Origin of the sequence: Litorisediminicola beolgyonensis (assembly GCF_042679605.1) — a bacterium.
GTDB classification, from domain to species: Bacteria; Pseudomonadota; Alphaproteobacteria; order Rhodobacterales; family Rhodobacteraceae; genus Litorisediminicola; species Litorisediminicola beolgyonensis.
The window spans coordinates 1-23821 of the sequence record NZ_JBHTMU010000036.1; the positions used below are offsets into that span (position 1 = coordinate 1).

26 protein-coding genes are annotated in these 23821 nt (G+C 67.3%); 9 read left to right on the forward strand and 17 right to left on the reverse strand.

Going from position 1 to position 23821, the window contains the following annotated elements:
* Nucleotides 1-51: 51 nt before the first annotated feature.
* The 3 genes from tsaE to regB all read right to left on the reverse strand — a co-directional run bounded on the left by tsaE (nucleotide 52) and on the right by regB (nucleotide 3596).
* On the reverse strand, nucleotides 52-534 hold the full coding sequence (gene tsaE / locus ACFQ4E_RS16275; protein WP_386805418.1) for a tRNA (adenosine(37)-N6)-threonylcarbamoyltransferase complex ATPase subunit type 1 TsaE: 483 nt from the start codon (nucleotides 532-534) through the stop codon (nucleotides 52-54).
* Nucleotides 535-573: 39 nt separating this feature from the next.
* Entirely contained in the window at nucleotides 574-2082 is a 1509-nt protein-coding gene (locus tag ACFQ4E_RS16280; RefSeq protein ID WP_386805420.1) for a PAS-domain containing protein, read from the reverse strand.
* A gap of 119 nt (nucleotides 2083-2201) precedes the next feature.
* Nucleotides 2202-3596, reverse strand: a complete 1395-nt coding sequence (gene regB, locus ACFQ4E_RS16285; RefSeq protein ID WP_386805422.1) for a sensor histidine kinase RegB — start codon at nucleotides 3594-3596, stop codon at nucleotides 2202-2204.
* Nucleotides 3597-3683: 87 nt separating this feature from the next.
* On the opposite strand from regB, the gene ACFQ4E_RS16290 reads away from it, so the two are divergent.
* The 3 genes from ACFQ4E_RS16290 (at nucleotide 3684) to ACFQ4E_RS16300 (ending at nucleotide 5599) form a co-directional block, all read left to right on the forward strand.
* A complete protein-coding gene (locus ACFQ4E_RS16290) occupies nucleotides 3684-4304 on the forward strand; it encodes an SCO family protein (RefSeq protein WP_386805424.1) in 621 nt (206 codons plus the stop codon).
* A 63-nt stretch (nucleotides 4305-4367) separates the two neighbouring features.
* A complete protein-coding gene (locus tag ACFQ4E_RS16295; protein ID WP_386805426.1) occupies nucleotides 4368-4925 on the forward strand; it encodes an ActR/PrrA/RegA family redox response regulator transcription factor in 558 nt (185 codons plus the stop codon).
* On the forward strand, nucleotides 4922-5599 hold the full coding sequence (locus ACFQ4E_RS16300; RefSeq protein ID WP_386805427.1) for a D-lyxose/D-mannose family sugar isomerase: 678 nt from the start codon (nucleotides 4922-4924) through the stop codon (nucleotides 5597-5599). The genes ACFQ4E_RS16295 and ACFQ4E_RS16300 overlap by 4 nt, the downstream gene beginning before the upstream one ends.
* A gap of 277 nt (nucleotides 5600-5876) precedes the next feature.
* Here ACFQ4E_RS16300 and ACFQ4E_RS16305 read toward each other — a convergent pair whose 3' ends face one another.
* From ACFQ4E_RS16305 to pip, 7 genes are all read right to left on the reverse strand, one after another.
* Nucleotides 5877-6161: a hypothetical protein gene (locus ACFQ4E_RS16305; protein WP_386805428.1), complete on the reverse strand. Its 285-nt coding sequence runs from the start codon at nucleotides 6159-6161 to the stop codon at nucleotides 5877-5879.
* An 11-nt stretch (nucleotides 6162-6172) separates the two neighbouring features.
* Nucleotides 6173-6433, reverse strand: a complete 261-nt coding sequence (locus tag ACFQ4E_RS16310) for an AbiV family abortive infection protein (protein ID WP_386805430.1) — start codon at nucleotides 6431-6433, stop codon at nucleotides 6173-6175.
* A 248-nt stretch (nucleotides 6434-6681) separates the two neighbouring features.
* Complete coding sequence (locus tag ACFQ4E_RS16315; protein ID WP_386805432.1) at nucleotides 6682-8235, reverse strand: ABC transporter substrate-binding protein; 1554 nt, start codon at nucleotides 8233-8235, stop codon at nucleotides 6682-6684.
* 60 nt (nucleotides 8236-8295) lie between these two features.
* Complete coding sequence (locus tag ACFQ4E_RS16320) at nucleotides 8296-9945, reverse strand: ABC transporter ATP-binding protein (RefSeq protein ID WP_386805434.1); 1650 nt, start codon at nucleotides 9943-9945, stop codon at nucleotides 8296-8298.
* A gap of 4 nt (nucleotides 9946-9949) precedes the next feature.
* Complete coding sequence (locus tag ACFQ4E_RS16325) at nucleotides 9950-11119, reverse strand: ABC transporter permease (RefSeq protein ID WP_386805436.1); 1170 nt, start codon at nucleotides 11117-11119, stop codon at nucleotides 9950-9952.
* Entirely contained in the window at nucleotides 11116-12117 is a 1002-nt protein-coding gene (locus ACFQ4E_RS16330) for an ABC transporter permease (RefSeq protein ID WP_386805438.1), read from the reverse strand. The genes ACFQ4E_RS16325 and ACFQ4E_RS16330 overlap by 4 nt, the downstream gene beginning before the upstream one ends.
* A gap of 95 nt (nucleotides 12118-12212) precedes the next feature.
* Nucleotides 12213-13181, reverse strand: coding sequence for a prolyl aminopeptidase (gene pip, locus ACFQ4E_RS16335; protein ID WP_386805440.1), 969 nt, complete (start codon nucleotides 13179-13181; stop codon nucleotides 12213-12215).
* Nucleotides 13182-13234: 53 nt separating this feature from the next.
* On the opposite strand from pip, the gene ubiG reads away from it, so the two are divergent.
* A complete protein-coding gene (gene ubiG / locus ACFQ4E_RS16340) occupies nucleotides 13235-13981 on the forward strand; it encodes a bifunctional 2-polyprenyl-6-hydroxyphenol methylase/3-demethylubiquinol 3-O-methyltransferase UbiG (protein WP_386805442.1) in 747 nt (248 codons plus the stop codon).
* 43 nt (nucleotides 13982-14024) lie between these two features.
* Here ubiG and hemH read toward each other — a convergent pair whose 3' ends face one another.
* The gene (hemH, locus tag ACFQ4E_RS16345; protein ID WP_386805444.1) at nucleotides 14025-15086 is read right to left on the reverse strand and encodes a ferrochelatase; all 1062 of its coding nucleotides are present in this window, start codon (nucleotides 15084-15086) and stop codon (nucleotides 14025-14027) included.
* Nucleotides 15087-15134: 48 nt separating this feature from the next.
* Nucleotides 15135-15956, reverse strand: coding sequence for a methyltransferase domain-containing protein (locus ACFQ4E_RS16350; protein WP_386805446.1), 822 nt, complete (start codon nucleotides 15954-15956; stop codon nucleotides 15135-15137).
* Nucleotides 15957-15970: 14 nt separating this feature from the next.
* Here ACFQ4E_RS16350 and ACFQ4E_RS16355 point away from each other — a divergent pair, with 14 nt between their 5' ends.
* From ACFQ4E_RS16355 to ACFQ4E_RS16370, 4 genes are read left to right on the forward strand one after another with little or no spacing between them, the layout of a single operon-like run.
* Nucleotides 15971-16699, forward strand: a complete 729-nt coding sequence (locus ACFQ4E_RS16355) for a double zinc ribbon domain-containing protein (RefSeq protein WP_386805447.1) — start codon at nucleotides 15971-15973, stop codon at nucleotides 16697-16699.
* 30 nt (nucleotides 16700-16729) lie between these two features.
* On the forward strand, nucleotides 16730-16987 hold the full coding sequence (grxC, locus tag ACFQ4E_RS16360; protein WP_386805449.1) for a glutaredoxin 3: 258 nt from the start codon (nucleotides 16730-16732) through the stop codon (nucleotides 16985-16987).
* 3 nt (nucleotides 16988-16990) lie between these two features.
* Nucleotides 16991-17824: a carbon-nitrogen hydrolase family protein gene (locus ACFQ4E_RS16365; protein ID WP_386805450.1), complete on the forward strand. Its 834-nt coding sequence runs from the start codon at nucleotides 16991-16993 to the stop codon at nucleotides 17822-17824.
* The gene (locus tag ACFQ4E_RS16370) at nucleotides 17825-18262 is read left to right on the forward strand and encodes a MarR family winged helix-turn-helix transcriptional regulator (RefSeq protein ID WP_386805452.1); all 438 of its coding nucleotides are present in this window, start codon (nucleotides 17825-17827) and stop codon (nucleotides 18260-18262) included.
* A gap of 80 nt (nucleotides 18263-18342) precedes the next feature.
* On the opposite strand, the gene ACFQ4E_RS16375 is transcribed toward ACFQ4E_RS16370, so the two are convergent.
* Together ACFQ4E_RS16375 and ACFQ4E_RS16380 are read right to left on the reverse strand one after the other, a co-directional pair.
* Nucleotides 18343-18540: a ferrochelatase gene (locus ACFQ4E_RS16375; protein ID WP_386805454.1), complete on the reverse strand. Its 198-nt coding sequence runs from the start codon at nucleotides 18538-18540 to the stop codon at nucleotides 18343-18345.
* A gap of 151 nt (nucleotides 18541-18691) precedes the next feature.
* Nucleotides 18692-19288 carry a L,D-transpeptidase gene (locus ACFQ4E_RS16380; protein ID WP_386805456.1) on the reverse strand — a complete coding sequence of 199 codons (597 nt, stop codon included), beginning with the start codon at nucleotides 19286-19288 and terminating at the stop codon, nucleotides 18692-18694.
* A gap of 188 nt (nucleotides 19289-19476) precedes the next feature.
* Between ACFQ4E_RS16380 and ACFQ4E_RS16385 the strand changes: the two genes are divergently transcribed.
* Nucleotides 19477-20028, forward strand: coding sequence for a CAP domain-containing protein (locus ACFQ4E_RS16385; protein WP_386805458.1), 552 nt, complete (start codon nucleotides 19477-19479; stop codon nucleotides 20026-20028).
* A gap of 28 nt (nucleotides 20029-20056) precedes the next feature.
* On the opposite strand, the gene ACFQ4E_RS16390 is transcribed toward ACFQ4E_RS16385, so the two are convergent.
* The 3 genes from ACFQ4E_RS16390 to ACFQ4E_RS16400 all read right to left on the reverse strand — a co-directional run bounded on the left by ACFQ4E_RS16390 (nucleotide 20057) and on the right by ACFQ4E_RS16400 (nucleotide 23819).
* On the reverse strand, nucleotides 20057-20557 hold the full coding sequence (locus tag ACFQ4E_RS16390; protein WP_386805460.1) for a L,D-transpeptidase family protein: 501 nt from the start codon (nucleotides 20555-20557) through the stop codon (nucleotides 20057-20059).
* Between the two features lie 118 nt (nucleotides 20558-20675).
* Nucleotides 20676-21899 carry a class I SAM-dependent RNA methyltransferase gene (locus tag ACFQ4E_RS16395; protein WP_386805462.1) on the reverse strand — a complete coding sequence of 408 codons (1224 nt, stop codon included), beginning with the start codon at nucleotides 21897-21899 and terminating at the stop codon, nucleotides 20676-20678.
* Between the two features lie 90 nt (nucleotides 21900-21989).
* Nucleotides 21990-23819: an ABC transporter ATP-binding protein gene (locus ACFQ4E_RS16400; RefSeq protein ID WP_386805499.1), complete on the reverse strand. Its 1830-nt coding sequence runs from the start codon at nucleotides 23817-23819 to the stop codon at nucleotides 21990-21992.
* Nucleotides 23820-23821 lie beyond the last annotated feature (2 nt).

A 23821-nucleotide genomic window follows, 5' to 3' on the forward strand; every position in this document is an offset into this window, starting at 1 on the left:
CTGCCAGGGGGCGCGCCTCGGCCTCGCCCCAGCCGCTCCTGTCGCGCAGGCTCATGCGGACAGCTCCGCGACGGCCGCGTCCCAGCGCGGCGCGGTCCAGCTGAGCTCGGCCATGCGCGCGTCGTCCTCGGCGCCCGGATCAAGCGTCAGGCTCAGCGCGCCCTCGGGTGTCAGCTCGCCCAGCCGGTCGGGCCATTCGACAAGGCAGATCGCGGTTGCGAAGGCGTCGGTCAGGCCCAGCTCCTCGACCGCGTCGGGGCCGGAGAGGCGGTAGAGATCGGCATGCCAGAGCTCGGCATCGCCGAGGTCATAGACCTGAACCAGAGTGAAGGTCGGCGAGGGCACATCCTCGGGCACCGGCAGGCGCGACTGGATCAGCGCGCGGGCGAAATGGCTCTTGCCCGCGCCGAGCGTCCCGGACAGCAGCACCGTATCGCCGGGGCGCAGCCCGGCCCCGAGCTGGCGCGCCAGCCGCGCGGTGGCGTCGGGCGAGGCAAGCGCAAGGGATCGGTGGCGGGAGGTCGGCGTGCTCATGGCGCGCAGACTAGTCGCAACCGGTCGGGCTGCAAGCCGCTATCGGTCGGCGTCGAGCATCGCGCAAATCGGGCCGTGGGGCAGCCGGATCGGCGCCGGCTCCTGGCTGAAGCGCACCAGCGTCGAGCCCCCGGGCAAGGGGTCGATCCGGGCGGAGAGCCGCGCGCCGTTCTCGCCCGCCGTCTCGCCGTCCCAGCTGGTGCGTTCGCCGTAGCTCAGCACGAAATCGCGGATCTCGCCCCAGAGCGGCGCGGGCGCGGCGCCGCCCTGCCAGAGCCGGGCCGCGTCGACCACGGTCACATCGGCGAAGGCGCTGTCCGGATCGGTCTTCCACAGGCGGCGATAGGCGGCGTTGCAGAAGGTCAGGAGCCCCGACTGGTTGAAGACCACGAGCGCCTCTTCCATCCGGTCGAGCACGCCCTGGCTCAGCTCCAGCTCGGTGCGGAACCGGCGGGTCAGGGTGATCTCGGCGCTGATGTCTTCGAGAAGGAGCGCGATGGCGCCGTCGGGATGCGGTCGCCCGGTGATCCGGTAGGTCAGCCCGTTCGGCAGCGACCATTCCTCGGCATAGCGGTCCTCGCGCGCGGCGGCGACCATTTCGGCCATCTGCTCCCGCCAGCCCGCGTAGCTTTTGGGCTCCGGCATCATCCGCGTCTCGCGCAGGCGGTCGAAGAAGGCCATCAAGGTGGGGCGCGCGGACAGGAACTCGGCCGGGAGCCGGGTCAGGTCGATGAGCGAGGGATTGAACAGCACAAGCTGCCGGTTGCGATCGAAAATCGCCAGACCGGTGGGCAGATGGGCAAAGGTCTTGGCCAGCGTCTGGACGAAGTTGCGCTGCGCGGTCTCGGCCTCGATCACGGCGTCGATATTGACCGCGACATGGTGAACGCCGCCTTCGGTCCGCACACGGCTGACCTCGTACCAGCCCGTGTCGCCCGGGCCGATCAGCCGTTCGCGCGATTGCGCCTGCGCCGCGGCGCCGAGGGGCGGCAGGTCGAAGATCCCGGTGCGGCCGGCGGCGTTGGCGAGCGCGCGAAACCGCGGATTGGCCCAGAGGAGCGTGCCATCCGCTGCGGTCAGCCACATCGGGCAGGGCGTCGCGGCGGAGGCATCGCGGAGCTGGGTCAGCTCGGCCTGTTGCAGATGGGTCAGGAGCGTCAGCGCGCGATCCGGGCGGTCCCCGGCCAGGCCCACGCGAAGGGCGCGCCCCCGCGGCACGATCCTGAGAAGCGTGTCGGGCAGATCGCGGAACGGCAGGTCGAGCGGGCGCACCCGCGGCGGCTCGACCGGCAGGTTGCCGACGAGCGGCGCGAAGATCGCGCGCAGGTCCGACCAGTCGCGGACGCTGTCGGCGCGGTCGCCCAGGACCGCCGCCGCACCCGGCGCGAGATCCCTGAGCGCGCCATCGCGCAACAGACAGAACGGATCGTCGCCGTCTTCCGCCGGTGTCCCGGCGGCGGCGCTGCGATGCTGACCCAGCAGAAACGGGGCCGCGAGGCAGGCAGCAAGAGCGCCCACCACCGCGGAGAGGAGGAGGTCAGGGGTCACGGTAAATCCCCCGGTGAGGAGTATGGTGAAACAAGTCTCGCGCAGAGAGGTTAACGATCGGTTAACCGCGCCGCGGTCTGGGACCAAAGTCGTAGCCCCGTGGCCAACAGGCCACCGTCTCAGCCCTCGATCGGACGGTTGTCCCCGAGGGCGCGCCGCGCCGCGCCCGGCTCGGCCTCGATCGTCGCCCGCGGCCAGACCACCTCGACCAGCGCGCCGCGACGCACGCGCGCGGCGGTCTCGGGCTGCGCCGGGTCCGAGCCATTGGCGAAGCTCAGCTCCGCGCCCGAGCGTTCGAGCAGCGTCTTGGCGATGAAGAGCCCGAGCCCCATGCCCTCGTATCCCGGACGCTTGTCCTGCGCGCTGCGCCGTCGCCGCAGGCTCGGATCGCCGATCCGCCCCATCAGGTGCGGCGGAAAGCCCGGCCCGTCATCGGCGATCCGCACCGAGACATGGCTCGCGCTCCATTCCGCGTCGATCCAGACCGTCGCGGCGGCGAAATCCACGGCGTTCTGCACGAGGTTGCGCAGGCCGTGGATCACCTCGGGACGGCGCTGCAGATGCGGCTGGTCGGGATCGGCCTCGGGCGCGGGGCCCATCTCGTAGAGCACGGTCTTGCCGCGGTCCTCATGCGGCTCGGCGGCCTCGCGCAGCACCTCGCCCAGCGGCGCCTGCCGGAGCGTGAGGTCGTCCTTCCCGGCGCGTCCCATCGAGCGCAGGATGTCGCGGCAGCGGTCGGCCTGCGCGCGGATGAGCGCCGCGTCCTCGCGCAGATCGGGCCGGTCGTCGAGCTCGTCCATCAGCTCGGCCGAGGTCAGCTTGATCGTCGCCAGGGGCGTGCCCAGCTCATGCGCCGCCGCGGCCACTACGCCCCCCAGATCGTTCAGCTTCTGCGCCCGGTCGAGCGCCATCTGCGTCGCCGCGACCGCATCCGACATGGTCTGGATCTCGCGGGTCAGGCGGCGGGCGTAGATCGAGATGAACACCAGCGCGATCATCAGCGCGCACCATTGCCCGAAAAGAAAGATGCCCGGCATGCGCAGCACCTCGCCCGTGGCGGTCATCAACGGCAGATGCAGCGACACGAGCGCGGTCACGAGCGCCCCCGCCACGAGGTTCAGAAGCACGATCGAGCGCAGCCCGAGCACCGCGGCCGACACGGTTACCGGCGCCAGCACGAGAAGCACAAACGGGTTGTTGAGACCCCCGGTCAGGAACAACAGGAAACAGAGCTGCATCAGGTCGAAGAGGACCATCAACAGGTTCTCGCTCTCCGACAGGCGCTTGGTCTCGGGGAAGATGAAGATCGCCACGAGGTTGCCGATCACCGACACGCCCACCGCGAGCGCGGCGAGGCCGATCTCGATCTGCAGGTGGTAGACCTGCGTCGCGACCACAAGCGCGGCAGTCTGCCCGGCGATGGCGAACCAGCGCAGGAGGATCATCGTCCTGAGGCGAATCCATCCGCCCCGGCGGTCGCTGTCCAGAAGCCCGGTCTCGGTCGCTTGCGTCACTCCGCCTCTCCTCCCGGGACTTGTGCCCCGCCGCGGAATTGATAGGTCCCCTGCCGGGTGTGTGCAATTCCGGCAGGGAGAGGTCTCATGCGCAAACTGGTTCTCGCGGGCGGCGCGGTCGCCATTCTGGGACTGAGCCTCGGGCTCTGGTACACGACGGGGCCGGGCGCGGGCGGCGACATCTTCGCCGACTGCCGCAGCACCCGCATCGCCGGCGGCTCCGGCGCGCTGGGCGGGCCGTTCACCCTGACCGACCAGACCGGACGCGAGGTGACCGAGGCCCAGGTCTTCGAGGAGCCCGCGCTTCTCTATTTCGGCTATACCTTCTGCCCCGATGTCTGCCCGCTCGACGTGGCACGGAACGCCGATGCGGTCGACCGCCTGTCCGAGGCGGGCTACGAGGTCACCCCGGTCTTCATCTCGCTCGATCCCAAGCGCGACACGCCCGAGGTGCTGACCGAGTTCGCCGCGGCCATGCATCCCGACATGAAGGCCCTTACCGGCACGACGGAACAGGTCGACGCCGCCGCCAAGGCCTGGCGCGTCTATTACAACGTGCCCGAGAGCGACGATCCCTACTATCTCGTCGATCACACCACGCTCACCTATCTGGTCCTGCCCGGCCACGGCTTCGCCGAGATTTTCCGCCGCGACGCGACGCCCGAAGCGATCGCCGAGACCGCCGCCTGCTTCATCGACGCGGCCTAAGCGGTTTGACCGCCCCGGGGGCAAGGGCTAGCTTGCCGCAAGAGAATGAGGGGGATGCGAGGCATGGCGGCGGACAGCAGCGCAGTTGAGATCGGCGAGGATCGCTCGCTGCTGCTCGTGGACGATGACGAAGCGTTCCTGAAACGGCTCGCGAAAGCGATGGAGAAACGCGGCTTCGCGGTCGAGACCGCGGGCTCGGTCGCCGCGGGCACGGCCATCGCCACCGCGCGGCCTCCGGCCTTCGCCGTGGTCGATCTGCGGCTCGAGGACGGCAACGGTCTCGACGTGGTCGAACGGCTCCGCGAAACCCGCCCCGACGCGCGCGTCGTCGTGCTGACCGGCTACGGCGCCATCGCGACGGCGGTCGCCGCGGTCAAGATCGGCGCCACCGACTACCTCTCGAAACCCGCCGACGCGACCGACATCACCAACGCGCTCCTGGCGCGCGAGGAAGAGCTTCCGCCGCCGCCCGAGAACCCGATGTCCGCCGACCGCGTCCGCTGGGAACATATCCAGCGCGTCTACGAGCTCTGCGACCGCAATGTCTCCGAGACCGCGCGCCGTCTCAACATGCACCGCCGCACGCTCCAGCGCATCCTCGCCAAGCGATCGCCGAAATGAAGCGCTCGCGCGTCAACGAGATCCTCGCCGAGGCCGACGCCTTCCTGAAAAGCCACGGCTACGTCCTGCCGCCCTTCGCCTATCTCGCGCCCGAGGCGCTCCGGGCCTCGGACCACACCGAGATTAAGCGCCGCCGCATGGGCTGGGACATCACCGATTACGGCGAGGGCCGCTGGGACGAGAAGGGGCTCTTTCTCTTCACCGTGCGCAACGGGCTCGAGAGCGATCTCAAGGCCGGGCGGGGCATGCTCTACGCCGAGAAGATCATGATCTCGCGCCGCGACCAGCTCTCGCCCATGCACCGCCACGACGTGAAGGCCGAGGACATCATCAACCGCGGCGGCGGCGACCTCGTCCTGAAACTCTACGCCTCCGACCCCTCGGGCGGCATCGACACCGACGCGCAGGTCACCGTCATGGTCGACGGCGTGCCCCGCACGCTCGAGGCAGGCGGCCTCCTGAAACTCGGAACGGGCGAGTCGGTCACGCTCATGCCCGGCGACTGGCACGCCTTCTGGGGTGAGGGCGCGGACGTGCTGATCGGCGAGGTCTCCACGGTCAACGACGACCTGACCGACAACATCTTCGCGGAGCCCATCGGCCGCTTCTCGACCATCGAAGAGGACGCGGAGCCGGCGCATCTCTTGGTCTCGGATTACGATACGCGGTTGTGAGAGCGCCTTGCGTTCCGGGAGCATGCCCCCAAAGGCATCCTGATGTCTTTAGATGAGAGTTTCTTGCCGTGGACCCTGATCCTGCTGCGCAGGCGAGGACGAGGGAGTTCGCGTCGGCAAAATCCGATCATCGGATCAATTCGTCTTCACCCGGAGTCGCTGATCAATAAATAACGTGGTTGTCCACCAAAAGCGATGGTCCGCTTTGCAGACAAATCTGCTATCCGATTGTCCCAAAATTCCGGATACTAGAGAGAAAATTCCTGAGTTTTCCCGCTCAAGGGTGGCCAAAGTCATTTTCGTATAATACGGCACCAAATTCCACCGCAATCTTGCTTCGACCTGCAACCTGCCCTTTCTTAAAAAACGCGTGGAGTTCATCGACCAATTGAGCATTAAAATCGCGAGTTATTTCGCTTGGCCAAATCGGCTCTCTGTCAGAGTAGGTACACACCATCCTTAGATCATCATACCATCCGGCTCTAGCCCAAACCATCTGCTCAGAATAAGGGCCGTTTTCTCTGATCATTTTTCCATTGCCAAATTTTGAAAGACGCTTCATGTTGTTCTCTGTCAGCTCATTCGCTGAAAGAAGTGCGAAAAAAGCAGCTTGTTTTGGCTGTGCGTAGGGTGCCTTCCTTTTTGCGCGCTGTTTTTGACGCCCCAGATTTCAATATATGCTTTACCTATTTCTTCGATAGCAAGAACTGCCAGAATTGCCGCTGATTTCCAGCTGCCAGACTTTTGCAGAAATATAGAATCTCGAAATAAGCGCTTTGAGTTTTCCTTTGCGGCGCGCACGTATTCTTTTCGTGTCAGGATTTCATTCGTCATTATGGTTTCCGATTTTTCACATCGCACCGATTTCATCAAAATTCACAATCGAATAGATAAGATCGGCATGCAAATATGTCTATACCATGTCGCTTCAAGCAGTTTGGGCTCGACGGCGACCTCCACCGCGCTTTGCCAAAAAGCTCCATCGCGTTTGGCATGATCGACCAACACGCCTCGCCCTCCCCCCAAAGAAAAATGCCCCGCGTCGCCGCGGGGCATCTCTCAATTCGAACCGGTCAGCCCGATCAGGCGACCCACCAGCGCTCCGCCATGCGGGCGCTGTCCATCTGCCAGAGGTTGCCGACGGTCTCGGGCGTGGCGATGCGCGTGTTCAGCGCCTGCACCCAGTTGGCGAACATCGGGATGATGACGCCGCCGTCGTCGCGCAGGATCTGCTGCATCTCGCCATACATCTCGGCGCGCTTCGCGCTGTCGAGCTCGGCGCGGGCTTCCAGAAGCAGGCTCTGGAACCGCTCGCTGTCCTCGTTGCCCCACTGGCTGTCGTTCCACGGCACGCCTTCCTCGTAGGCCGAGGAGAACATCCAGTCCTCGGTCGCGCGGCCCGACCAGAAGCAGGCGCACCAGGGCTTCTTGATCCAGACGTTCGACCAGTAGCCGTCCGCCGGTTCCTGCACCACGTTGATGTTGATGCCGCCCGCCTTGGCCGAGGCCTGGAACAGCTGCGCGGCGTCCACCGCGCCCTCGAAGGCCGCGCTCGAGGCCGAGAGATCGACGTTGATCTCGCTCAGCCCGGCTTCCTTGAGGTAGAACTTCGCCTTGTCGGGATCGTAGGGGATGGGCTCGAGATCGGCCATGTACTGGTTGGCCGGTCCGATCGGGCTGTCGGCGGCGACGCGGCCGTGACCGAAGAGGATCTTGTCGACCATCTCCTGGCGGTTGATGCCGTGCTTGATCGCGCGGCGCACGTTCACGTCGTCGAAGGGCGCGACATTGGTCAGCATCGGGAAGGTGTAATGCTGGTTGCCGGTCACTTCCTGGATGACGATCTGCGGGTTCGCCTTGAGAAGCTGCTCGGTCTTGAAGTCGATCCGGTTGATCGTGTCGACCTGTCCGGTGAGCAGCGCGTTCATCCGCGCGGTGTTGTCGTTGATCGCGATGAACTCGATCTCGTCGAACCAGCCCTCGCGGCCGTCCTTGTAGTGGCTGTCCACGCGGCGGCCGACAAAGCGCACGCCCGGCTCGAAGCTGACCACCTGGTAGAGGCCGGTGCCGATGCCGTTCTGGATCGCCTCCTCGATCTGGCCCGCCGGGTACATCAGCAGGTGATAATCCGACATCAGATAGGGGAAGTCGGCATTGCCGCTGCTGAGGACGAACTGGATCTGGTGATCCGAGGTCTTCTTCATCTCGGTGATCGACGAGACCAGCGGTTTCGCCGCCGACTTGGTGTCCTCGCCCAGGTGCAGGTTGATCGACGCGATCACGTCATCGGCGCCGAAGGCCTTGCCGTTGTGGAAGGTCACGCCCTGGCGCAGGTTGAAGGTCCAGGTCTTGGCGTCGGCGGTGGCCTCCCAGTCGGTGGCAAGCTCGCCCTGGAGCGAGCCGTCCGCCGCCGTGTAGGTCAGCGTGTCGAAGACCGCACCCTGCGCGGCGGCCTGCATGAAGATGTCCGAATGCGTCCGGCCATCCCAGTTGTCCGAGGTGTTGGCGCCCGAAAGACCGGCGGTCAGCTTGCCGCCGCGCTTGGCTTCCTGGGCCCGGATGGGCAGGCCGGTGGCGGCCAGCACACCGGCGGCGGCGCCGGTCCGAAGCAGTCCGCGTCTGCTGATACGTGTCATGTCATGTCTCCCTGTTGTCGTCTGTTGTGCCCCGGAGCGTCGCGACCCCGGAGCCTTATGTCAGTCCATCTGTGTCACGGCGGCATCGCCGATATTGTCGCGCCCGCGCTCGTCGAGCAGCGTGCTCAGCCAGTCCGGATCCATCTCCGGCACCGAACTCAGAAGGAGATCGGTATAGGGGTGGTGCGGCGGCTTGAACATCGCCGCCTTCGCGCCCTGCTCGACCACCTCGCCGTCCTTCATCACCACCACCTCGTCCGAGATCGCCCGGACCGTGGCCAGATCGTGGGTTATGAACATGTAGGACAGTTTCAACTCATCCTGAAGCCGTGCCAAGAGCTTGAGGATGCCTTCCGCGACAAGTTGATCGAGCGCCGAGGTCACCTCGTCGCAGATGATGAACTTGGGCTCCGCCGCGAGCGCGCGGGCGATGCCGACGCGCTGCTTCTGCCCGCCCGAAAGCTCGGAGGGCAGGCGGTCGCGGAACTGGTCGGCGGGCAGCTCGATCTCCTCGAGAAGCTCTTCGACCCGTCTGCGCTTGGCCTTGCCGGTGAGCCCCATGTAGAACTCGACCGGCCGGCCGATGATCTCGCCGATGGTCTTTTTCGGGTTCAGCGCGGTGTCGGCCATCTGGTAGATCATCTGGATCTGCCGCAGCTGGTCCTTCGAGCGCTGGCGATAGTCGCGCGGCAGCTCCTGCCCGTCGAGCAGGATGCGCCCGGAGGTCGGTGGCAGAAGCCCGGTGATGCAGCGCGCGGTCGTCGACTTGCCCGAGCCGCTCTCGCCCACCACCGCGACGGTGCGGCCCTCGTGGATGTCGAAGCTCACGTCATGCAGCACCTTCGCCGTGCCATAGGCGGCGTCGACGCCCTCGACCGCGATGACCGGCACCGCGTCGGTGGCGGGCGCGGGCTTGGCGGGCCGCTTGAAGCTCCGCACCGCCCAGAGCGAGCGGGTATAATCCTCTTTCGGGTTCGAGACCATCTCGCGGGTCTCGGCCTCTTCGACCTCGTCGCCCTTCAGGAGCACCTTGATGCGGTCGGCCATCTGCGCGACCACGGCCAGATCGTGGGTGATGTAGATCGCCGCCGTGCCGAACTGGTCGACGATGTCGCGGATCGCGGCCAGCACCTCGATCTGGGTGGTCACGTCGAGCGCGGTGGTCGGTTCGTCGAAGATGATCAGGTCGGGGCGGCAGGACATCGCCATCGCCGTCATCGCCCGCTGCAACTGCCCGCCCGAGACCTGGTGCGGATAGCGGAAGCCGATCTCCTCGGGGTTCGGCAGGCGCAGCCGCTCGTAAAGCCGCACCGCGTCCTCCTGGCTTTCCTTCTCCGACATCACCCCGTGCCGGACCGGCCCTTCGGTGTGCTGGTCGATGATCTTGTGCGCCGGGTTGAAGCTCGCCGCCGCCGATTGCGCGACATAGGCGATGCGCTTGCCCAGAAGCGCGCGCTTCTTCATCAGCGGCGCGTTGACCAGATCGACCCCGTCGAACGCGACCGTGCCGCCCGAGATGCGCACCCCGTCGCGCACATAGCCCATCGCCGCAAGGCCGATGGTGGACTTGCCCGCACCGCTCTCTCCGATCAGCCCCAGCACCTCGCCCTTGTGCAGGTCGAGATCGACGCCGTTGATGATCGGGTGCCACTCCTCGTCCGAGCGGCCCTCGATGCGCAGATCGCGGATTTTCAGCAGCAGATCACTCATTGCCTCAATCCTTCAGCCCCGAGGATTTGTGCAGCATCCAGTCGACCACGAAATTCACCGCGACCGTCAGAAGCGCGATCGCGCCCGCCGCCATTAGGGGCAGGGCGGCGGCCAGCGGCGAGAAGGCGGCGAAGTTGATGAACTGCGCGAGGTCGCGCACCATCGTGCCCCAGTCCGCCAAGGGCGGCTGGATGCCGACGCCCAGGAACGACAGTGCCGCGATGGTCAGGAAGACGAAGCAGAACCTGAGCCCGAACTCGGCCAGAAGCGGCGCGGTCGCGTTGGGCAGGATCTCGCGGAAGATCAGGTAGCTCAGCCCCTCGCCCCGGAGCTTGGCCGCCTCGATGTAATCCATCACCACGATCGACTGCCCGACCGCGCGCGCCAGCCGGAACACCCGGGTCGAGTCGATCACCGCGATGATCAGCACCATGTAGAGCGTCAGCTGCCATTGCTGCGACCCCGCCCAGGCCGAGGCGATGGTCATCAGAAGAAGCGCGAAAATCAGCGACGGGATCGCCATCAGCACGTCCACTAGCCGGCTCAGCACGTCGTCGAGCCAGCCGCCGATCACCGACGCGAGGAACCCCAGCGACGCGCCCAGAAGGAACGCGAGGCAGGTCGTCGCAAAGGCGATCCCCACCGTGTTCTGCGCCCCGTAGATCAACCGGCTCAGAAGATCGCGCCCGATCTGGTCGGTGCCCAGAAGATGGTCGGGATTGCCGCCCGTGGCCGGATCACCGCCGGGCAGGGTGTTCACGCCCGCAAAGACCTCTTCCTGCCCGTAGGGTGCCAGCGCGCCCGCGAAGATCGCCACCAGCGCGTAGATCAGGATCACGAGGATGCCGAAGGCCGCGGTCAGCGGCATGGTCCGGAAGAGCTTGCGCGACCCAGCCGTGCCCACCTGCCGCCCCAGAAGCCGGAACGCCCAGGCCGCCAGCGCCGCGATGGCAAAGCCCTGCACCGCCCAGCGGAAGAACACCGCGTTGGGCTGGAACCAGAGCCAGAGCCCGCCCAGGATCACCGCCGCCGCGAAGACATAGCCGAAGGCCACGCCATAGCTCATGTCGCGGAAATAGGGCCTATTGCCGGTCGCCGTCTGCCCCGCGAACCGGAAGACCCAGGCCCCTGCCAGAAACGCCGCCAGCGCCAGAGCGATCCAGACGACGATCATTTCGGATGCCTCAGGCGCGGGTTCGACAGGATCGACATGATGTCGGCGATCAGGTTCAGAAGGATGTAGGCCGCCGCGAAGATGAGGCAGCAGGCCTGCACCACGGGGATGTCGCGGATCTTCACGCTGTCGACGAAGAGCTGCCCGATGCCGGGATAGACGAAGACCACCTCGACCACGACGACGCCGGTGATCAGATAGGCGAGGTTCAGCGCGATCACGTTGATGATCGGCGCCAGAGCGTTCGGCAGCGCGTGATGCACGATCACCCGCATCGGCTTCATGCCCTTGAGCCGCGCCATCTCGATATAGGGCGAGGCCAGGAGGTTGATGATCGCCGCCCGCGTCATCCGCATCATGTGCGCGGTGACCACGAGGGTCAGCGTCAGCGCCGGGAGCAGCGTCTTCTGCAGCCGCTCGCCCAGGCCCATGCCGTCATAGATGTTCGACAAGGACGGCAGCCACGGGTTCAGCACCGCGAGAAACAGGATCAGGATATAGGCGAGGAAGAACTCCGGGCTAGAGATCGACGACAGCGCGAAGACATTCGTCGCCTTGTCGAAGGCCGAGTTGCGGTAGAGCGCCGCGAGGATGCCGAGCCCGACCGAGAAGGGCACCGCGATCAGCGCGGTGACGCCCGCCAGGAAGAGCGTGTTCTCGAAGCGGGGCCTGATCTGATCCATCACCGTGGTCTGGTCGGCCGCCGCCTCGCCTCCGCCGACGAAGCTGCGGAAATTGGCCTGCGCGAAGGAGGTCCCCAGATCGCCCTGCAGCGCACCCGCGAGCCATTGGAAATACCGCACCACCGGCCCCTGATCGAGCCCGAGATCGCGGCGGATGGCGGCCACGGCCTCGGGCGTCGCGCCTTGGCCGAGCACGGCCTCGGCGAAATCGCCCGGCAGCATGTTCACCGCGGCGAAGATGATGATGGAGACGACGAACAGCGTCAGCAGACCCAAGAGAAGCCGCTTCAGCGTGATCTTCAGAAGTTGTGGCACCCGGTCTGCACGCTCTTTGATTGATCCATCAGTCAATACCTGATGCTCGTCTTTGTATCAAATCATGAACGTCTAAAAGCGACAAGCGCGTGTCGCTAATCGGCAATCTCGTCCATGATCCGGACCAGCGACGCGCTGATGCCCGGCTCCGACAGCGCGTGCCCGGCGTTCCGGATCATGTGAATCTCCGAGCGGTCCCAGGCGCGTGACAGCTCCCAGGCCCGGCGCGGCGGGCAGATCATGTCGTAGCGGCCCTGCACGATGGCGCCGGGAATATCGGCGATCCGGTCGATATTGTTCAGGATCCAGCCGTCCTCGTCGAGAAAGCCCTTGTTGATGAAGTAGTGATTCTCGAGCCGCGCGAAGGCGCGGGCGTAATCGCCCGGAGCCTCGCCGCCCTGGCCCGAGGAATAGACCGACGCGAGCGCGTTCTCCCAGGCCGACCAGGCGCGGGCAAAGCGCGTCTCGGTGCGCAGATCGCCCGAGAAGAGCCTCCGGTGATAGGCCGCGATCAGGTCGTCGCGCTCGTCCTCGGGGATCATCTCGGAGAAGCGCGCCCAGGTCTCCGGCCAGAACTGCCCCGCGCCGCCGCCGTAGAACCAGTCGAGCTCGGACTGGGTCATCATGAAGACGCCGCGCAGGATCAGGTGGCTCACGCGCTCGGGATGCGAGATCGCGTAGATCAGCGCGAGCGTCGCGCCCCAGGAGCCGCCGAAGACCGCCATCTTGTCGATCCCGAGCGTGGTGCGGATGGTCTCGATATCGCGGACGAGGTGCCAGGTCGTGTTCTCGACCACGCTGGCATGGGGCCGGGACTTGCCGCAGCCGCGCTGGTCGAACAGCACCACGCGGTAGCGCGCGGGGTCGAAATAGCGCCGCATCGCGGGCGAGCAGCCGCCGCCCGGCCCGCCATGCAGGACGATCACGGGTCTTCCCTCGGGGTTGCCGCACTGCTCCACATAGAGCGTGTGGCCGTCCCCGACGCGAAGCATCCGCTGATCGAACGGGTCGACCGGGGGATAGAGATACTGCACGGCGCGCTTTTGACCCAGGTCCTTGTCCATGCCCCACCTATATGGTCGAACCGGACCCGTTGACCATAGGAGTCTCCCTCGCCATGACCGACAGCAGCATCGACCCCGCCGAACTGGCGAAGTTCGAAGCAATGGCTTCCGACTGGTGGGACCCCGAGGGCAGCTTCCGCCCGCTCCACCGGATGAACCCGATCCGCCTCGATTACCTGACTTCGCAGATCGCCGCCGAGTTCGACCGCGACCTTGCCGCGCCGCGCGCCCTCGATGGCCTGAGCGTCCTCGATATCGGCTGCGGCGGCGGGCTCCTCTGCGAACCCCTGGCCCGGCTCGGGGCCACGGTGACCGGCATCGACGCCTCGGGCCAGAGCGTGCCGGTCGCGCGCGCCCATGCCGATCTCTCTGGGCTCGAGATCGACTACCGCATCACCACCGCCGAGGCGCTCGCCGCCGAGGGCGCCCGCTTCGACACGGTGATGGCGATGGAGGTGATCGAACATGTCGCCGATCCGCAGGCCTTCCTCGCGGATGCGGCGCGGCTCGTCCGGCCGGGCGGCCTCTTTCTCTGCTCGACACTGAATCGCACCGCGAAAAGCTTCGCCGCCGCGATCGTCGGGGCCGAATATGTGCTGCGCTGGCTTCCGCGCGGCACCCATGACTGGTCGAAATTCATCGCGCCCGCCGATCTGGCGCGGATGATGACGGCGGCCGGCCTCGATCCGGTCGACGAAAAGGGCATGGTCTACAACCCGCTCGCCGACCGCTGGTCGCTCTCCGACCGGGATCTCGCCGTCAATTACGTGGTCGCCGCGCTGAAGCCGGGCGCCGACTGAATTCCGGACCGGAATTCATGCGGATTTCGCCTCGAAATCCGCCTCAGGTCCAGCCGCGCAGGTTCTCCTCGATGACCGCGACCAGCGCCTCGATATGCGCGGCGTCGTCGTTGAGGCAGGGGATATAGGTGAAGCTCTCGCCGCCTGCGTGCTCGAAGCTCTCCTTGATCTCCTCGTTGATCTCCTCGAGCGTCTCGATGCAATCGGCCGAAAACGCCGGCGCGCAGACGGCGATCTTCTTCTTGCCATCCTCGGAAGCCAGCCGCGCCACCTCTTCCACCGTGTAGGGCTTCAGCCATTCCTCGGGGCCGAAACGCGACTGGAAGGTGGTGGTGATCTTGTCATCCGCCCAGCCCAGCCGCTCCTTCAGAAGCCGCGTCGTCTTCTGGCACTGGCAGTGATAGGGATCGCCCTCCATCAGGTAGCGCTGCGGCACCCCGTGATAGGAGCAGACGAGGATATCGGGCTCCTCGGCCATCTCGCCATAGGCCCGCTCGATGGAGGTGGCGAGCGCCTCGATATAGAGCGGGTGCTCGAAATAGGGATCGACCGTGCGCACCGTCGGCTGCCATTTCTCGTCCATCAGCGCCCGGAAGAACTGGTCGTTCGCGGTGGCCGAGGTGGCGCCCGCGTAATGCGGATAGAGCGGGAAGAAGAGGATCTTCCGGCAGCCCGCCTCGATCATCTCGCGCACCTTCGACTTGGTCGAGGGATTGCCGTAGCGCATGCAGAAATCGACCATCACGCCGTCACCATGTGCCGCCTGCATCGCCTCGGCGATCTTCGCGGTCTGGTCCTTGGTGATCGTCATCAGCGGGCTCTCGCCCTGGGCCTCGTTCCAGATCGACTTGTAGGCCTCTCCCGACGAGAACGGGCGCTTCGACAGGATCACCAATTGCAGGAGCGGCTGCCAGAGCCAGGGCGAATAGTCGATCACCCGGCGGTCCGAGAGGAACTCGTTCAGGTAGCGCCGCATCGACCAGTAATCGTAATTGTCCGGCGTGCCGAGATTGGCGAGGAGCACGCCGATCTTGGCGGGTTTGATCTTGGGATGATCCGTCGGCGCATGGGCCGGGCGTGTCGCGGTCGCGCTGGCGTCGAGCATGTCCTGTCTCCTTGTTCGGCCTCAGACCTATCCTCAGCCGCGCTCCGGTCAATCTCGGAGCGGTGTCTCCGTGGCGCCAAGCGCGTCGGCGAGGCGTTGTGCCGCACTTCCCGGGCGCAGCGGCTGCGGCTGACTGGCATCGGGCGCCCAGCCGGTCAATGTCACGATCTCGAAGCGCGCGGGCACCCGCCCGTCCGCGCCGCCATAGCTCTCGGCATAGATCTCGATGGCCCTGAGCAGCACCGCGCGCCGCGTCGGGTGGCGCAGCCGGGCGGCCAGCGCGTTGGTCTCGCCCATCGCGCGCAGGTCGCGCATCAGGCTCAGCGCGCTCTCGTAGCGCACCGTCAGGGGCGCCGCATCGGCCACCGGCAGCGCGAGGCCCGCGCGTTGCAGGAGCGCGCCGAGATCGCGGATATCGCCCATCGGCGCGACACGGGGGCTGAGCCCGCCGGTGAGCTCGATCTCGGCCTCTCCCAAAGCGGCGCGCAGCTCGCCCAGCGTCTGGCCGCCGAGCGTCGCGCAGAGAAAAAGCCCGTCGGGTCTCAGCGCCCGGCGGCACTGGATGATCTGCCCGACCGGATCGTTGGCCCAATGGAGCGCCATGGCGTGGATCACCAGGTCGTGGCCCCCGGGCTCCAGCGCCAGCACCTCGTCATCGGGCACGATCCGCGCCTTAGGGAACCGCGCCTGCCACGGCTCGGACCAGCCGGTGACGATCGCCACGTCGCGAAAGTCCCTGTTAACCATCTCCAGGCGATCCTGCAGATCGTCCGCCGCGGCCTCGTGCAGGAAATCCGCGGGCGCGCGCGCGGCGCGGGCGCGGCGCTTGAGGAGCGCAGGGCGGTCGACAAGGGGCGGAGGCGTGCTCATGGGGCTCAAATAGGATGCGGCGCGACTGGTTGCAAACCGCGCTCTCGGCGGTGCTCCCGCCGCTGTGCCTGACCTGCGAGGCGCAGGTCGAGACGCCCTTCGGTCTCTGCGGGCCCTGCTGGCGCGAGCTGCGCTTCGTCTCGGGCCTGACCTGCCGCCTCTGCGCCGTGCCGCTTCCCGGCGAGGCGCCCGAGGCCGAGGCGCTCTGCGACGATTGCCTTGTGATCGCGCGACCCTGGCAGGCCGGGGCCTCGGCGCTGGTCTATTCCGGCACCGGGCGCTCGCTGGTCCTCGCGCTCAAGCATGCCGACCGGCAGGACATCGCCCGCGCCGCCGCGCCCTGGCTCGCCCGCGCCGCAGGGCCCCTCGTGACCCCCGACACCGTGCTCGTCCCGGTCCCGCTCCATCCCTGGCGGCTCCTGCACCGCGGGTCGAACCAGTCGGTGCTGCTGGCCGCCGCGCTGGCGCGTCATTTGACCCTGCCGCACTGCCCCGACGCACTCATCCGGACCCGCGCCACGCTCGCGCTTGACGGCCAGGGCCGCGAGGCCCGCTTCGCCACGCTGCAAGGCGCGATCCGCCCGCATCCCCGCCGCCGCGCGCTCACGGGCCGCGACGTGATCCTCGTCGACGACGTGATGACCTCGGGCGCGACGCTGGCGGCCGCCAGCGAGGCCGCCCATGCTGCGGGTGCAAAAAGAATTTCCGTCCTGACACTGGCGCGGGTGGCCAAGGCCCCCTAAGTTCTGCCGGGACACGAAAGGAGCGCGACCATGCAATCCGTCGAGATCTATACCTCGCCGCTCTGCGGCTTCTGCCACGCTGCAAAGCGTCTCTTGACCCAGAAAAACATCACTTTCACCGAGATCGACGTGCTGCGCGATCCCAGCCGCAAGCCCGAGATGATCGAGCGGGCCAACGGACGCCGCACGGTGCCGCAGATCTTCATCGGCGACACCCATGTCGGCGGTTGCGACGACCTCTTCGCGCTCGACCGCGCCGGCAAGCTCGACCCGATGCTCGCGGCCTGAGGGGTGACCCGGGCCGCCCTTCTCCAGATCACCTCCTCGGACGATCCGGCGGAGAACCTCGTCATGCTGCGGCAGCGCATCCGCGACGCGGCGGAGGAGGGGGCCGGGTTCGTCCTGACGCCCGAGGTTTCGAACTGCGTCTCCGCCAGCCGCACCCGGCAGGCGGAGGTCCTGCGCCCCGAGGCCGAGGACGAGACGCTGGCCGGTCTCCGCGACGAGGCGGCGCGAGCGGGCGTCTGGCTTCTGGCCGGGTCACTCGCGCTCCGCAACGACCCGCCCGAGGAGCGCTTCGCCAACCGCTCCTTCCTGATCGCACCCGACGGCGCGATCGCGGCGCGCTACGACAAGATCCACATGTTCGACGTGCAGGTCTCCGAGACCGAGACCTACCGCGAGAGCGCGGGCTACGCCCCGGGCGACCGCGCGGTTCTGGCCGAGACACCCTTCGGCACCATCGGCCTGACAATCTGCTACGATCTGCGCTTTCCCCACCTCTACCGCCGTCTCGCGCAGGCCGGGGCCACGATCCTGACCGTCCCCGCGGCCTTCTCTCCGGGCACCGGCCCCGCGCATTGGGCGCCGCTCCTCTCAGCCCGCGCCATCGAATGCGGCGCCTGGGTGCTGGCGCCCGCCCAGACCGGCACGCACAGCGCGTCGCGCGGACGGCAGCGGCAGACCTGGGGCCACAGCCTCGTGGTGTCGCCCTGGGGCGAGATCGTCGCCGACGCAGGCACTGAGCCCGGCACGATCTATGTCGATCTCGACCCCGAGGCGGTGACTTCCGCCCGGTCCAAGGTGCCCTCGCTCCAGCACGACCGCGCCATCGAGGGCCCCTGAATGGCGGATAACGGCTCTCTCACCATCGCGCTCGTCTCCGAGCTTCTGATCGCCGATCAGCTCCTGCGGAGCCGCCTGGCCCGGGTGCTGCCGGAAAAGATGGAGATCTCGCATTTCTCGGTGCTGAACCAGCTCGCACGCCGCAATGCCGAGCTGACGCCCGCCCAGCTTGCCCGCGCCCTGCATGTCACGCGCGGCGCGATCACCAACACGCTCGGGCGGCTCGAGGCGGCGGGATATGTGCATATCCGCCCCGACTGGGACGATGCGCGCAAGAAGCTCGTGGGTCTCTCACCGGCGGGGCGCGAGGCCCGCGACCGCGCGCTCGCCGCGATCACGCCGATGATCACAGATGTGGCCGGAACGCTTGGCGACACCAAACTCCGCGCGGCCTTGCCGGTTCTCAGGGAATTGCGGCTGCGTCTCGAGCAGGACTGACCGGACAGCGTCCGCAGAAACGAAAAAGGCGACACCGAGCGGTGCCGCCTTTTCCAAGGTCTTGACCAGACGGTCGGAACTCAGCTGTCCGACGCGACGGCTGCTGCAACCAGGGCGAGCAGGATCAGCGGCACCAGGATGCCAGCCGACGACGACTGCTGGGTGGTTTCTTCCACCACGACGACCGGCTCCATGACAACGTCGTTTTTGGCATAGGACCCGGCGAAAGCCGAGGTGCCAGCGGCGGCGAAGGCGGCAGCGAGAGCGAGTTTTTTCATCTTTTCCTCCAGATGATACGAGATTGACGCGCCGCATAGTTCTGCAAACGCGGCAACCCCAAGGCTTACCTCGTGACTTTTGTGTAAGCAGTAAACCATCCAGATTGCAAACGAGACATCGGCTTTGCGTTCCGCGAACCGCCGCGGCTCGTCAAATTAGCAACACCTGTGTGCCCACCTTGGCCATCTCGTAAAGCTCTTCGATGTGGTGGTTGTAGAGGCCGATGCAGCCGTTCGAGGACCGCCGCCCGATCTTGCGCGTGTCATGCGTGCCATGGATGCGATAGTACTGCCAGGACAGGTGCAGCGCGCGGGTTCCGAGCGGGTTGTCGGGCCCCGGCGGGACGTAGTCCGGCCATTCGGGGTTGCGCACCTTCATCGACGGCGTCGGGCGCCAGTCGGGCTTCGGATCCTTCAGCGTCACTTCGGTGCGCCCGCGCCGGGTCAGATCCTCGGTCAGGGGCACCGAGGTCGGGTAGAGCTTGTAGACCGATTCGTCCGCCGACCAGTAATGCAGCGCCCGCGAGCGGATATCGACGAGGATCGCGCCGCCGTTCAGGTTCGAGAAATAGGGCCGCCAGTCCAGAGACCGGAAGCTCGAGATGTTGCGGCGGACGACGCCGGAGAGATCACGCTCGATCTCGGTGGTGCCTTCGCCGGTCTGGGCCAGCGCCGGGGTGCCGAGAACCGCGGCGGTTCCGGCAAGGAATCCGCGGCGGCTCAGCCCAGTCTGTGTCTTTCGTGCCATGGCAAATCCTCCTGGATTGCGAAAAGCTGCGCCATAAGGCGCCATTGGGCCGTAACATATGGTCGCCACGCCCCCGCGGCAATTCAAAGCCACGTCAGAAAGCGCAGTTTTGCCGAAGCGGGTTTGAAAGCGCCGCCTGACCGGGCTAAGTCTTGCCCGACCTTTGGACTCTGATTGGACCACACGCGATGACGCGGATACTGACCCTTCTCGCCCCCGCGCTGATCGCGCTCGCGGCCTGTGCCCCGCAATCCTCCCTCGCTCCGGCGCCGCTCGGCCCCGATGGCAAGCCGCTCCCGCGCGCCTACCGCATCAGCGCCGCCGAAGCCGGACGCATCGAATTCCGCATGCTCGACGCGATGAACACCCTGCGCGAAGCCCGTGGCACCGCGCCGCTCGCCCTGAACTCGCAGCTGCGCGCCGCCGCCGCCACCCATGCCCGCGACATGTCGGTGCAGAACCGTCCGTGGCATTTCGGCTCCGACGGCTCCTCGCCGCTCGAGCGGGTGCGTCGCACCGGCTATTCCGGCATCCTCATCGGCGAGGCGATCTCGGAGACCTACGAGACCGAGCTCGAGACCCTGGCCGCCTGGATGGAAGACCCCGCCACCCGCGACGTGGTGCTCGACCCCGATGCGCGCGATATGGGCTTTGCCTGGTTCCAGGAGCCGAACGGCAAGATCTGGTGGACGCTCGTGACCGGCGGTCCCGATATCGGCGGCGGTGCCGGCCCGGTCTGATCCGGGCCACCACCCAACGCCTAAAGCCTCAGGGCTGGATCAGGATCGGCGTGCCGTCCTTGACCATCGCGTAGATGTCCTCGATCTCGTGGTCCTCGACCGCGATGCAGCCCCAGGTCCAGTCGTCCGATCCATTCACCTTCGAGCCCTTCTGCGGCCCGCCATGGATGAAGATGTCGCCGCCCGGGTTGATGCCCGCGGCGCGCGCCACCTCGATGTCGCGATTGTTGGGGTAGTTGATCCCGATCGACAGGTGGAACTTGCTCTCCGGATTGCGCCGGTCGATGAAATAAAGCCCCTCGGGCGTGCGCCCGTCGCCCTGCTGGGCCTTGTGGCCCTCGGGCGTGAAGCCCAGCTTGATATCGTATTCCTTGAGCGCCTTGCGCCCGTGAAGCAGGAACATCTTGCGCTCTTCCTTGAGCACGAGGACCTGCGTCACCTCGGGGCCGTTATAGGTCTTGAACTTGCTCCCACACCCCGAAAGTGCCACCGCCAAGAGGAGTGCGCCGACGAGTCTCGTTACCGTCATCTGATTGCCTGTAGGTTTACTGCTGCTGCCCGGTTCTTGTTTCGGGCGAGACTAGCAGATTTTTCGGCACCCTCACAGGGGCAAGACGCGAAGGCCCGCCCGCGCTCACATCTCCGTGTCAGCCCGCGCGGGTGAGGCCCGCGACCAGCTCGACATGGGTGGACCAGCGGAACTGGTCGACGGGTTGCACCGGTCCCAGCCGGTATCCGGCGGCAACGAGCGTCGCGCAGTCGCGGGCGAAGGTCACCGGGTTGCAGGACACATGCGCCACTGTCGGAACGCCCGCGCGGGCGATCTCGGCGACCTGCGCCTCCGCGCCGGCGCGGGGAGGGTCGATGACCACGGCGTCCAGCTTGGCAAGCTCCTCGGCCCGGAGCGGATCGCGGAAGAGATCGCGCGCCCTGGCCGAGACCGGCTTCAGCCCCTGCGCATGGCGCACCGCTTGGTCGAGGGCCGCGACCATGGTCCGCGCGCCTTCGTAGGCCTCGACCGCGGCACGGCGCGCCAGCAGCAGGGTGAAGGTTCCGAGCCCGGCAAAGAGATCGGCCACCCGCGACGCGTCCCCGACGATCCCGGCGACCGCGTGGACGAGCGCCGCCTCGCCCTCTTCGGTGGCCTGGAGGAAGGCGCCCGGCGGCGGCACCAGCTCGACCCCGCCGAAAGAGACGACCGGGGCGCGCCGGGTCAGCGCCTCTTCCCCCTGCCAGTCGATCCGGGCGAGGTCGAAGCGGCGCGCGATCTCGGCCAGCTCGCTTCTCAGCGCGGGATCGAGCGGCTTGCCGCCCGTCACCGCCACGTCGAGCCCGGTCCGCGTCTCGGTCACCAGCGCGGTCAGCTCGGCCTTGCGGCTGGCCCCGGCGCGGGCGAGCGCCTCGACCATCGGCAGCGCGGCGACAAGCGAGGGGCGCAGCACCTGGCAATCCGGCACCGGGACGATCACGTCCGAGCGCTTGCGGTGGAACCCCGCAAGCGCACCCGACTTGGTGCGCCGCGCCGAGAGCCCGGCCCGGCGGCGCGAGCCCGGAGGCGAGGTGAGGATCGGCAGGATCTCGGCCTCGAGCCCGTGCGCGGCGAGCGCGGCGCGCACCACCTCTTCCTTCCAGGAGGCGGTGAAACCCGGATCGGCATGCTGAAGCTGGCAGCCGCCGCAGGTCTTGGCATGGGGGCAGGGCGGCCGGACCCGTTCGGGCGCGGGCGTCACGATCCGCGGCGCGGCCATGACGCCGTCCGTGACCTCGCCCTCGACCACCTCGCCGGGCAGGGCGCCGGGCACGTAGACCGGACCGGCGGCGATGCCGTCGCCCAGATGTCCCAGCCGTTCGATCGTGACCTGCGCGCTCATCCCGCCCCCGAGATTTTTAGTTAAAAATCTCTGCGACCCATGCCGCGACGGCCCGCCGGAGTGCAAGATTTTTAGCTAAAAATCTTGTCGTCACTCCGCCGCGCGGGCCTGCGTGAACCCGCCCGATTGCCGCGCCCAGTAGCGCGCGTAGAACCCGCCCTTCGCCAGCAGCGCCTCGTGGGTGCCTTCTTCGGCGATCCGGCCCTCGTCGAGCACCACGATCCGGTCCATATCGGCCACGGTCGAGAGCCGGTGCGCGATGGCGAGCACCGTCTTGCCCTCCATCACCCGCTCGAGCGCGCCCTGGATCGCCGCCTCGACCTCGCTGTCGAGCGCGCTCGTCGCCTCGTCCAGGACCAGGATCGGCGCGTCCTTCAGGATCGCGCGCGCCAGCGCGATCCGCTGGCGCTGCCCGCCCGAGAGCTTGACGCCGCGCTCGCCCAGATGCGCCTCGTAGCCGCGCCGCCCCTTGTGGTCCTGCATGCCCTCGATGAACTCGTGCGCCTCGGCCTTCCGCGCCGCGGCCACGACCTCCTCGAAGCTCGCATCGGGCCGCCCGTAGCGGATATTGTCGAGCGCCGAGCGGTTGAACATCGCGGTCTCCTGCGTGACCATCCCGATCTTCCGCCTGAGGCTCTCCTGCGTGACGCCCGCGATGTCCTGGCCGTCGATCAGGATGCGGCCTTCCTCGGCGTCGTACATCCGCAAAAGCAGCGCCACGAGCGTCGACTTGCCCGCGCCCGAGGCGCCCACCAGCCCGACCTTCTCGCCCGGCGCGATGTCGAGGTTGATGTGCTCGATCCCACCCGCGTCGCGCCCGTAGCGGAAGCCCAGTCCGTCGAACTGCAGCCGCCCCTCGGGCACGGTCAGCTCCCCCGCACCGGGCTTGTCGACCAGCCGGTGCGGCGGCGAGAGCGTGCGCATCCCGTCCTCGACCTCGCCCAGGTTCGAGTAGAGCGCCATCAGCGTGAAGCTGACCCAGCCCGTCATCTGCGCGAGCCTCAGCGCCACCGCGCCCGTCGCCGCGATGTCGCCCGCGCTCACGAGCCCCCGCGACCAGTACCAGAGCGCGCCGCCCACCAGGAGCACCGGCAGGAGCCCCGCCAGCGTCATCAGCCAGAAGCGGAACGCCACCGAGACCTGCCCGAACTCGAGCGCCCGGTTGCGGTAATCCGACATCGCCCCCAGCGCGGCGCGGTCCTCGTGATCGGCATGGGCGAAGAGCTTGACCGTCTTGATATTGGTGATCGTGTCGACCACCTGGCCCGTGACCATCGCCCGCGCCCCGGCCCGCGCCTTGGACCGCACCCGCACGCGCGGCATGTAGTAGCGGATCAGCAGCCCGTAGATCACCATCCAGGCCAGAAGCCCGGCCGCGATCCGCCAGTCGACCGTGCCCAGAAGCAGGATCGCCCCCACGACCGAGGCGACCGCGAAAAGCACCGTGTGGATCATCTCGATCACCACGTCGGTCAGCGCGCGGCTGCACTGCATCTCCTTCTGGCTGATCCGCCCGGCGAAATCATTGTCGAAGAAGGTCACCGACTGGCCGAGCGTGTGCCGATGAAGCCGCGACAGCACGAGGTTCAGCAGGTTCGGCTGCACCATGATCGTCTGGAAATACGAGCTGACGCCGAAGATCGCCGGTCTCAGAAGCACGAAGAACACCAGCGACGCCCAGAGGATGCCGCTCTCGTCGGCAAAGACCGTGGCCGCGTCCGTGGCCAGCGCCGCGTCCACGACCCGGCCGAGGATGAGCGCCGCGACGACCTCGATCACGCCCGCCACGATCGACAGCGCGCCCGCCATCGCCAGGACCGGCCAGGCCCCCGCGAGCGCCCAGCCGAAGAACTTCGCCAGCGTCTGCGGCGGAGGCGATCCGGCGGGGGCGAACGGGTCGATCCAGTCGGCGAATTTCAGCG

What these genes read in the sequence shown, in the direction of transcription:
- tsaE (WP_386805418.1), bottom strand. Translation starts at nt 534, where the DNA reads ATGAGCACGCCGACCTCCCGCCACCGATCCCTTGCGCTTGCCTCGCCC.
- ACFQ4E_RS16290 (WP_386805424.1), top strand. Translation starts at nt 3,684, where the DNA reads ATGCGCAAACTGGTTCTCGCGGGCGGCGCGGTCGCCATTCTGGGACTG.
- ACFQ4E_RS16295 (WP_386805426.1), top strand. Translation starts at nt 4,368, where the DNA reads ATGGCGGCGGACAGCAGCGCAGTTGAGATCGGCGAGGATCGCTCGCTG.
- ACFQ4E_RS16300 (WP_386805427.1), top strand. Translation starts at nt 4,922, where the DNA reads ATGAAGCGCTCGCGCGTCAACGAGATCCTCGCCGAGGCCGACGCCTTC.
- ACFQ4E_RS16305 (WP_386805428.1), bottom strand. Translation starts at nt 6,161, where the DNA reads ATGAAGCGTCTTTCAAAATTTGGCAATGGAAAAATGATCAGAGAAAAC.
- ACFQ4E_RS16310 (WP_386805430.1), bottom strand. Translation starts at nt 6,433, where the DNA reads ATGACGAATGAAATCCTGACACGAAAAGAATACGTGCGCGCCGCAAAG.
- ACFQ4E_RS16315 (WP_386805432.1), bottom strand. Translation starts at nt 8,235, where the DNA reads ATGACACGTATCAGCAGACGCGGACTGCTTCGGACCGGCGCCGCCGCC.
- ACFQ4E_RS16320 (WP_386805434.1), bottom strand. Translation starts at nt 9,945, where the DNA reads ATGAGTGATCTGCTGCTGAAAATCCGCGATCTGCGCATCGAGGGCCGC.
- ACFQ4E_RS16325 (WP_386805436.1), bottom strand. Translation starts at nt 11,119, where the DNA reads ATGATCGTCGTCTGGATCGCTCTGGCGCTGGCGGCGTTTCTGGCAGGG.
- pip (WP_386805440.1), bottom strand. Translation starts at nt 13,181, where the DNA reads ATGGACAAGGACCTGGGTCAAAAGCGCGCCGTGCAGTATCTCTATCCC.
- ubiG (WP_386805442.1), top strand. Translation starts at nt 13,235, where the DNA reads ATGACCGACAGCAGCATCGACCCCGCCGAACTGGCGAAGTTCGAAGCA.
- hemH (WP_386805444.1), bottom strand. Translation starts at nt 15,086, where the DNA reads ATGCTCGACGCCAGCGCGACCGCGACACGCCCGGCCCATGCGCCGACG.
- ACFQ4E_RS16350 (WP_386805446.1), bottom strand. Translation starts at nt 15,956, where the DNA reads ATGAGCACGCCTCCGCCCCTTGTCGACCGCCCTGCGCTCCTCAAGCGC.
- ACFQ4E_RS16355 (WP_386805447.1), top strand. Translation starts at nt 15,971, where the DNA reads ATGCGGCGCGACTGGTTGCAAACCGCGCTCTCGGCGGTGCTCCCGCCG.
- grxC (WP_386805449.1), top strand. Translation starts at nt 16,730, where the DNA reads ATGCAATCCGTCGAGATCTATACCTCGCCGCTCTGCGGCTTCTGCCAC.
- ACFQ4E_RS16370 (WP_386805452.1), top strand. Translation starts at nt 17,825, where the DNA reads ATGGCGGATAACGGCTCTCTCACCATCGCGCTCGTCTCCGAGCTTCTG.
- ACFQ4E_RS16375 (WP_386805454.1), bottom strand. Translation starts at nt 18,540, where the DNA reads ATGAAAAAACTCGCTCTCGCTGCCGCCTTCGCCGCCGCTGGCACCTCG.
- ACFQ4E_RS16380 (WP_386805456.1), bottom strand. Translation starts at nt 19,288, where the DNA reads ATGGCACGAAAGACACAGACTGGGCTGAGCCGCCGCGGATTCCTTGCC.
- ACFQ4E_RS16385 (WP_386805458.1), top strand. Translation starts at nt 19,477, where the DNA reads ATGACGCGGATACTGACCCTTCTCGCCCCCGCGCTGATCGCGCTCGCG.
- ACFQ4E_RS16390 (WP_386805460.1), bottom strand. Translation starts at nt 20,557, where the DNA reads ATGACGGTAACGAGACTCGTCGGCGCACTCCTCTTGGCGGTGGCACTT.
- ACFQ4E_RS16395 (WP_386805462.1), bottom strand. Translation starts at nt 21,899, where the DNA reads ATGAGCGCGCAGGTCACGATCGAACGGCTGGGACATCTGGGCGACGGC.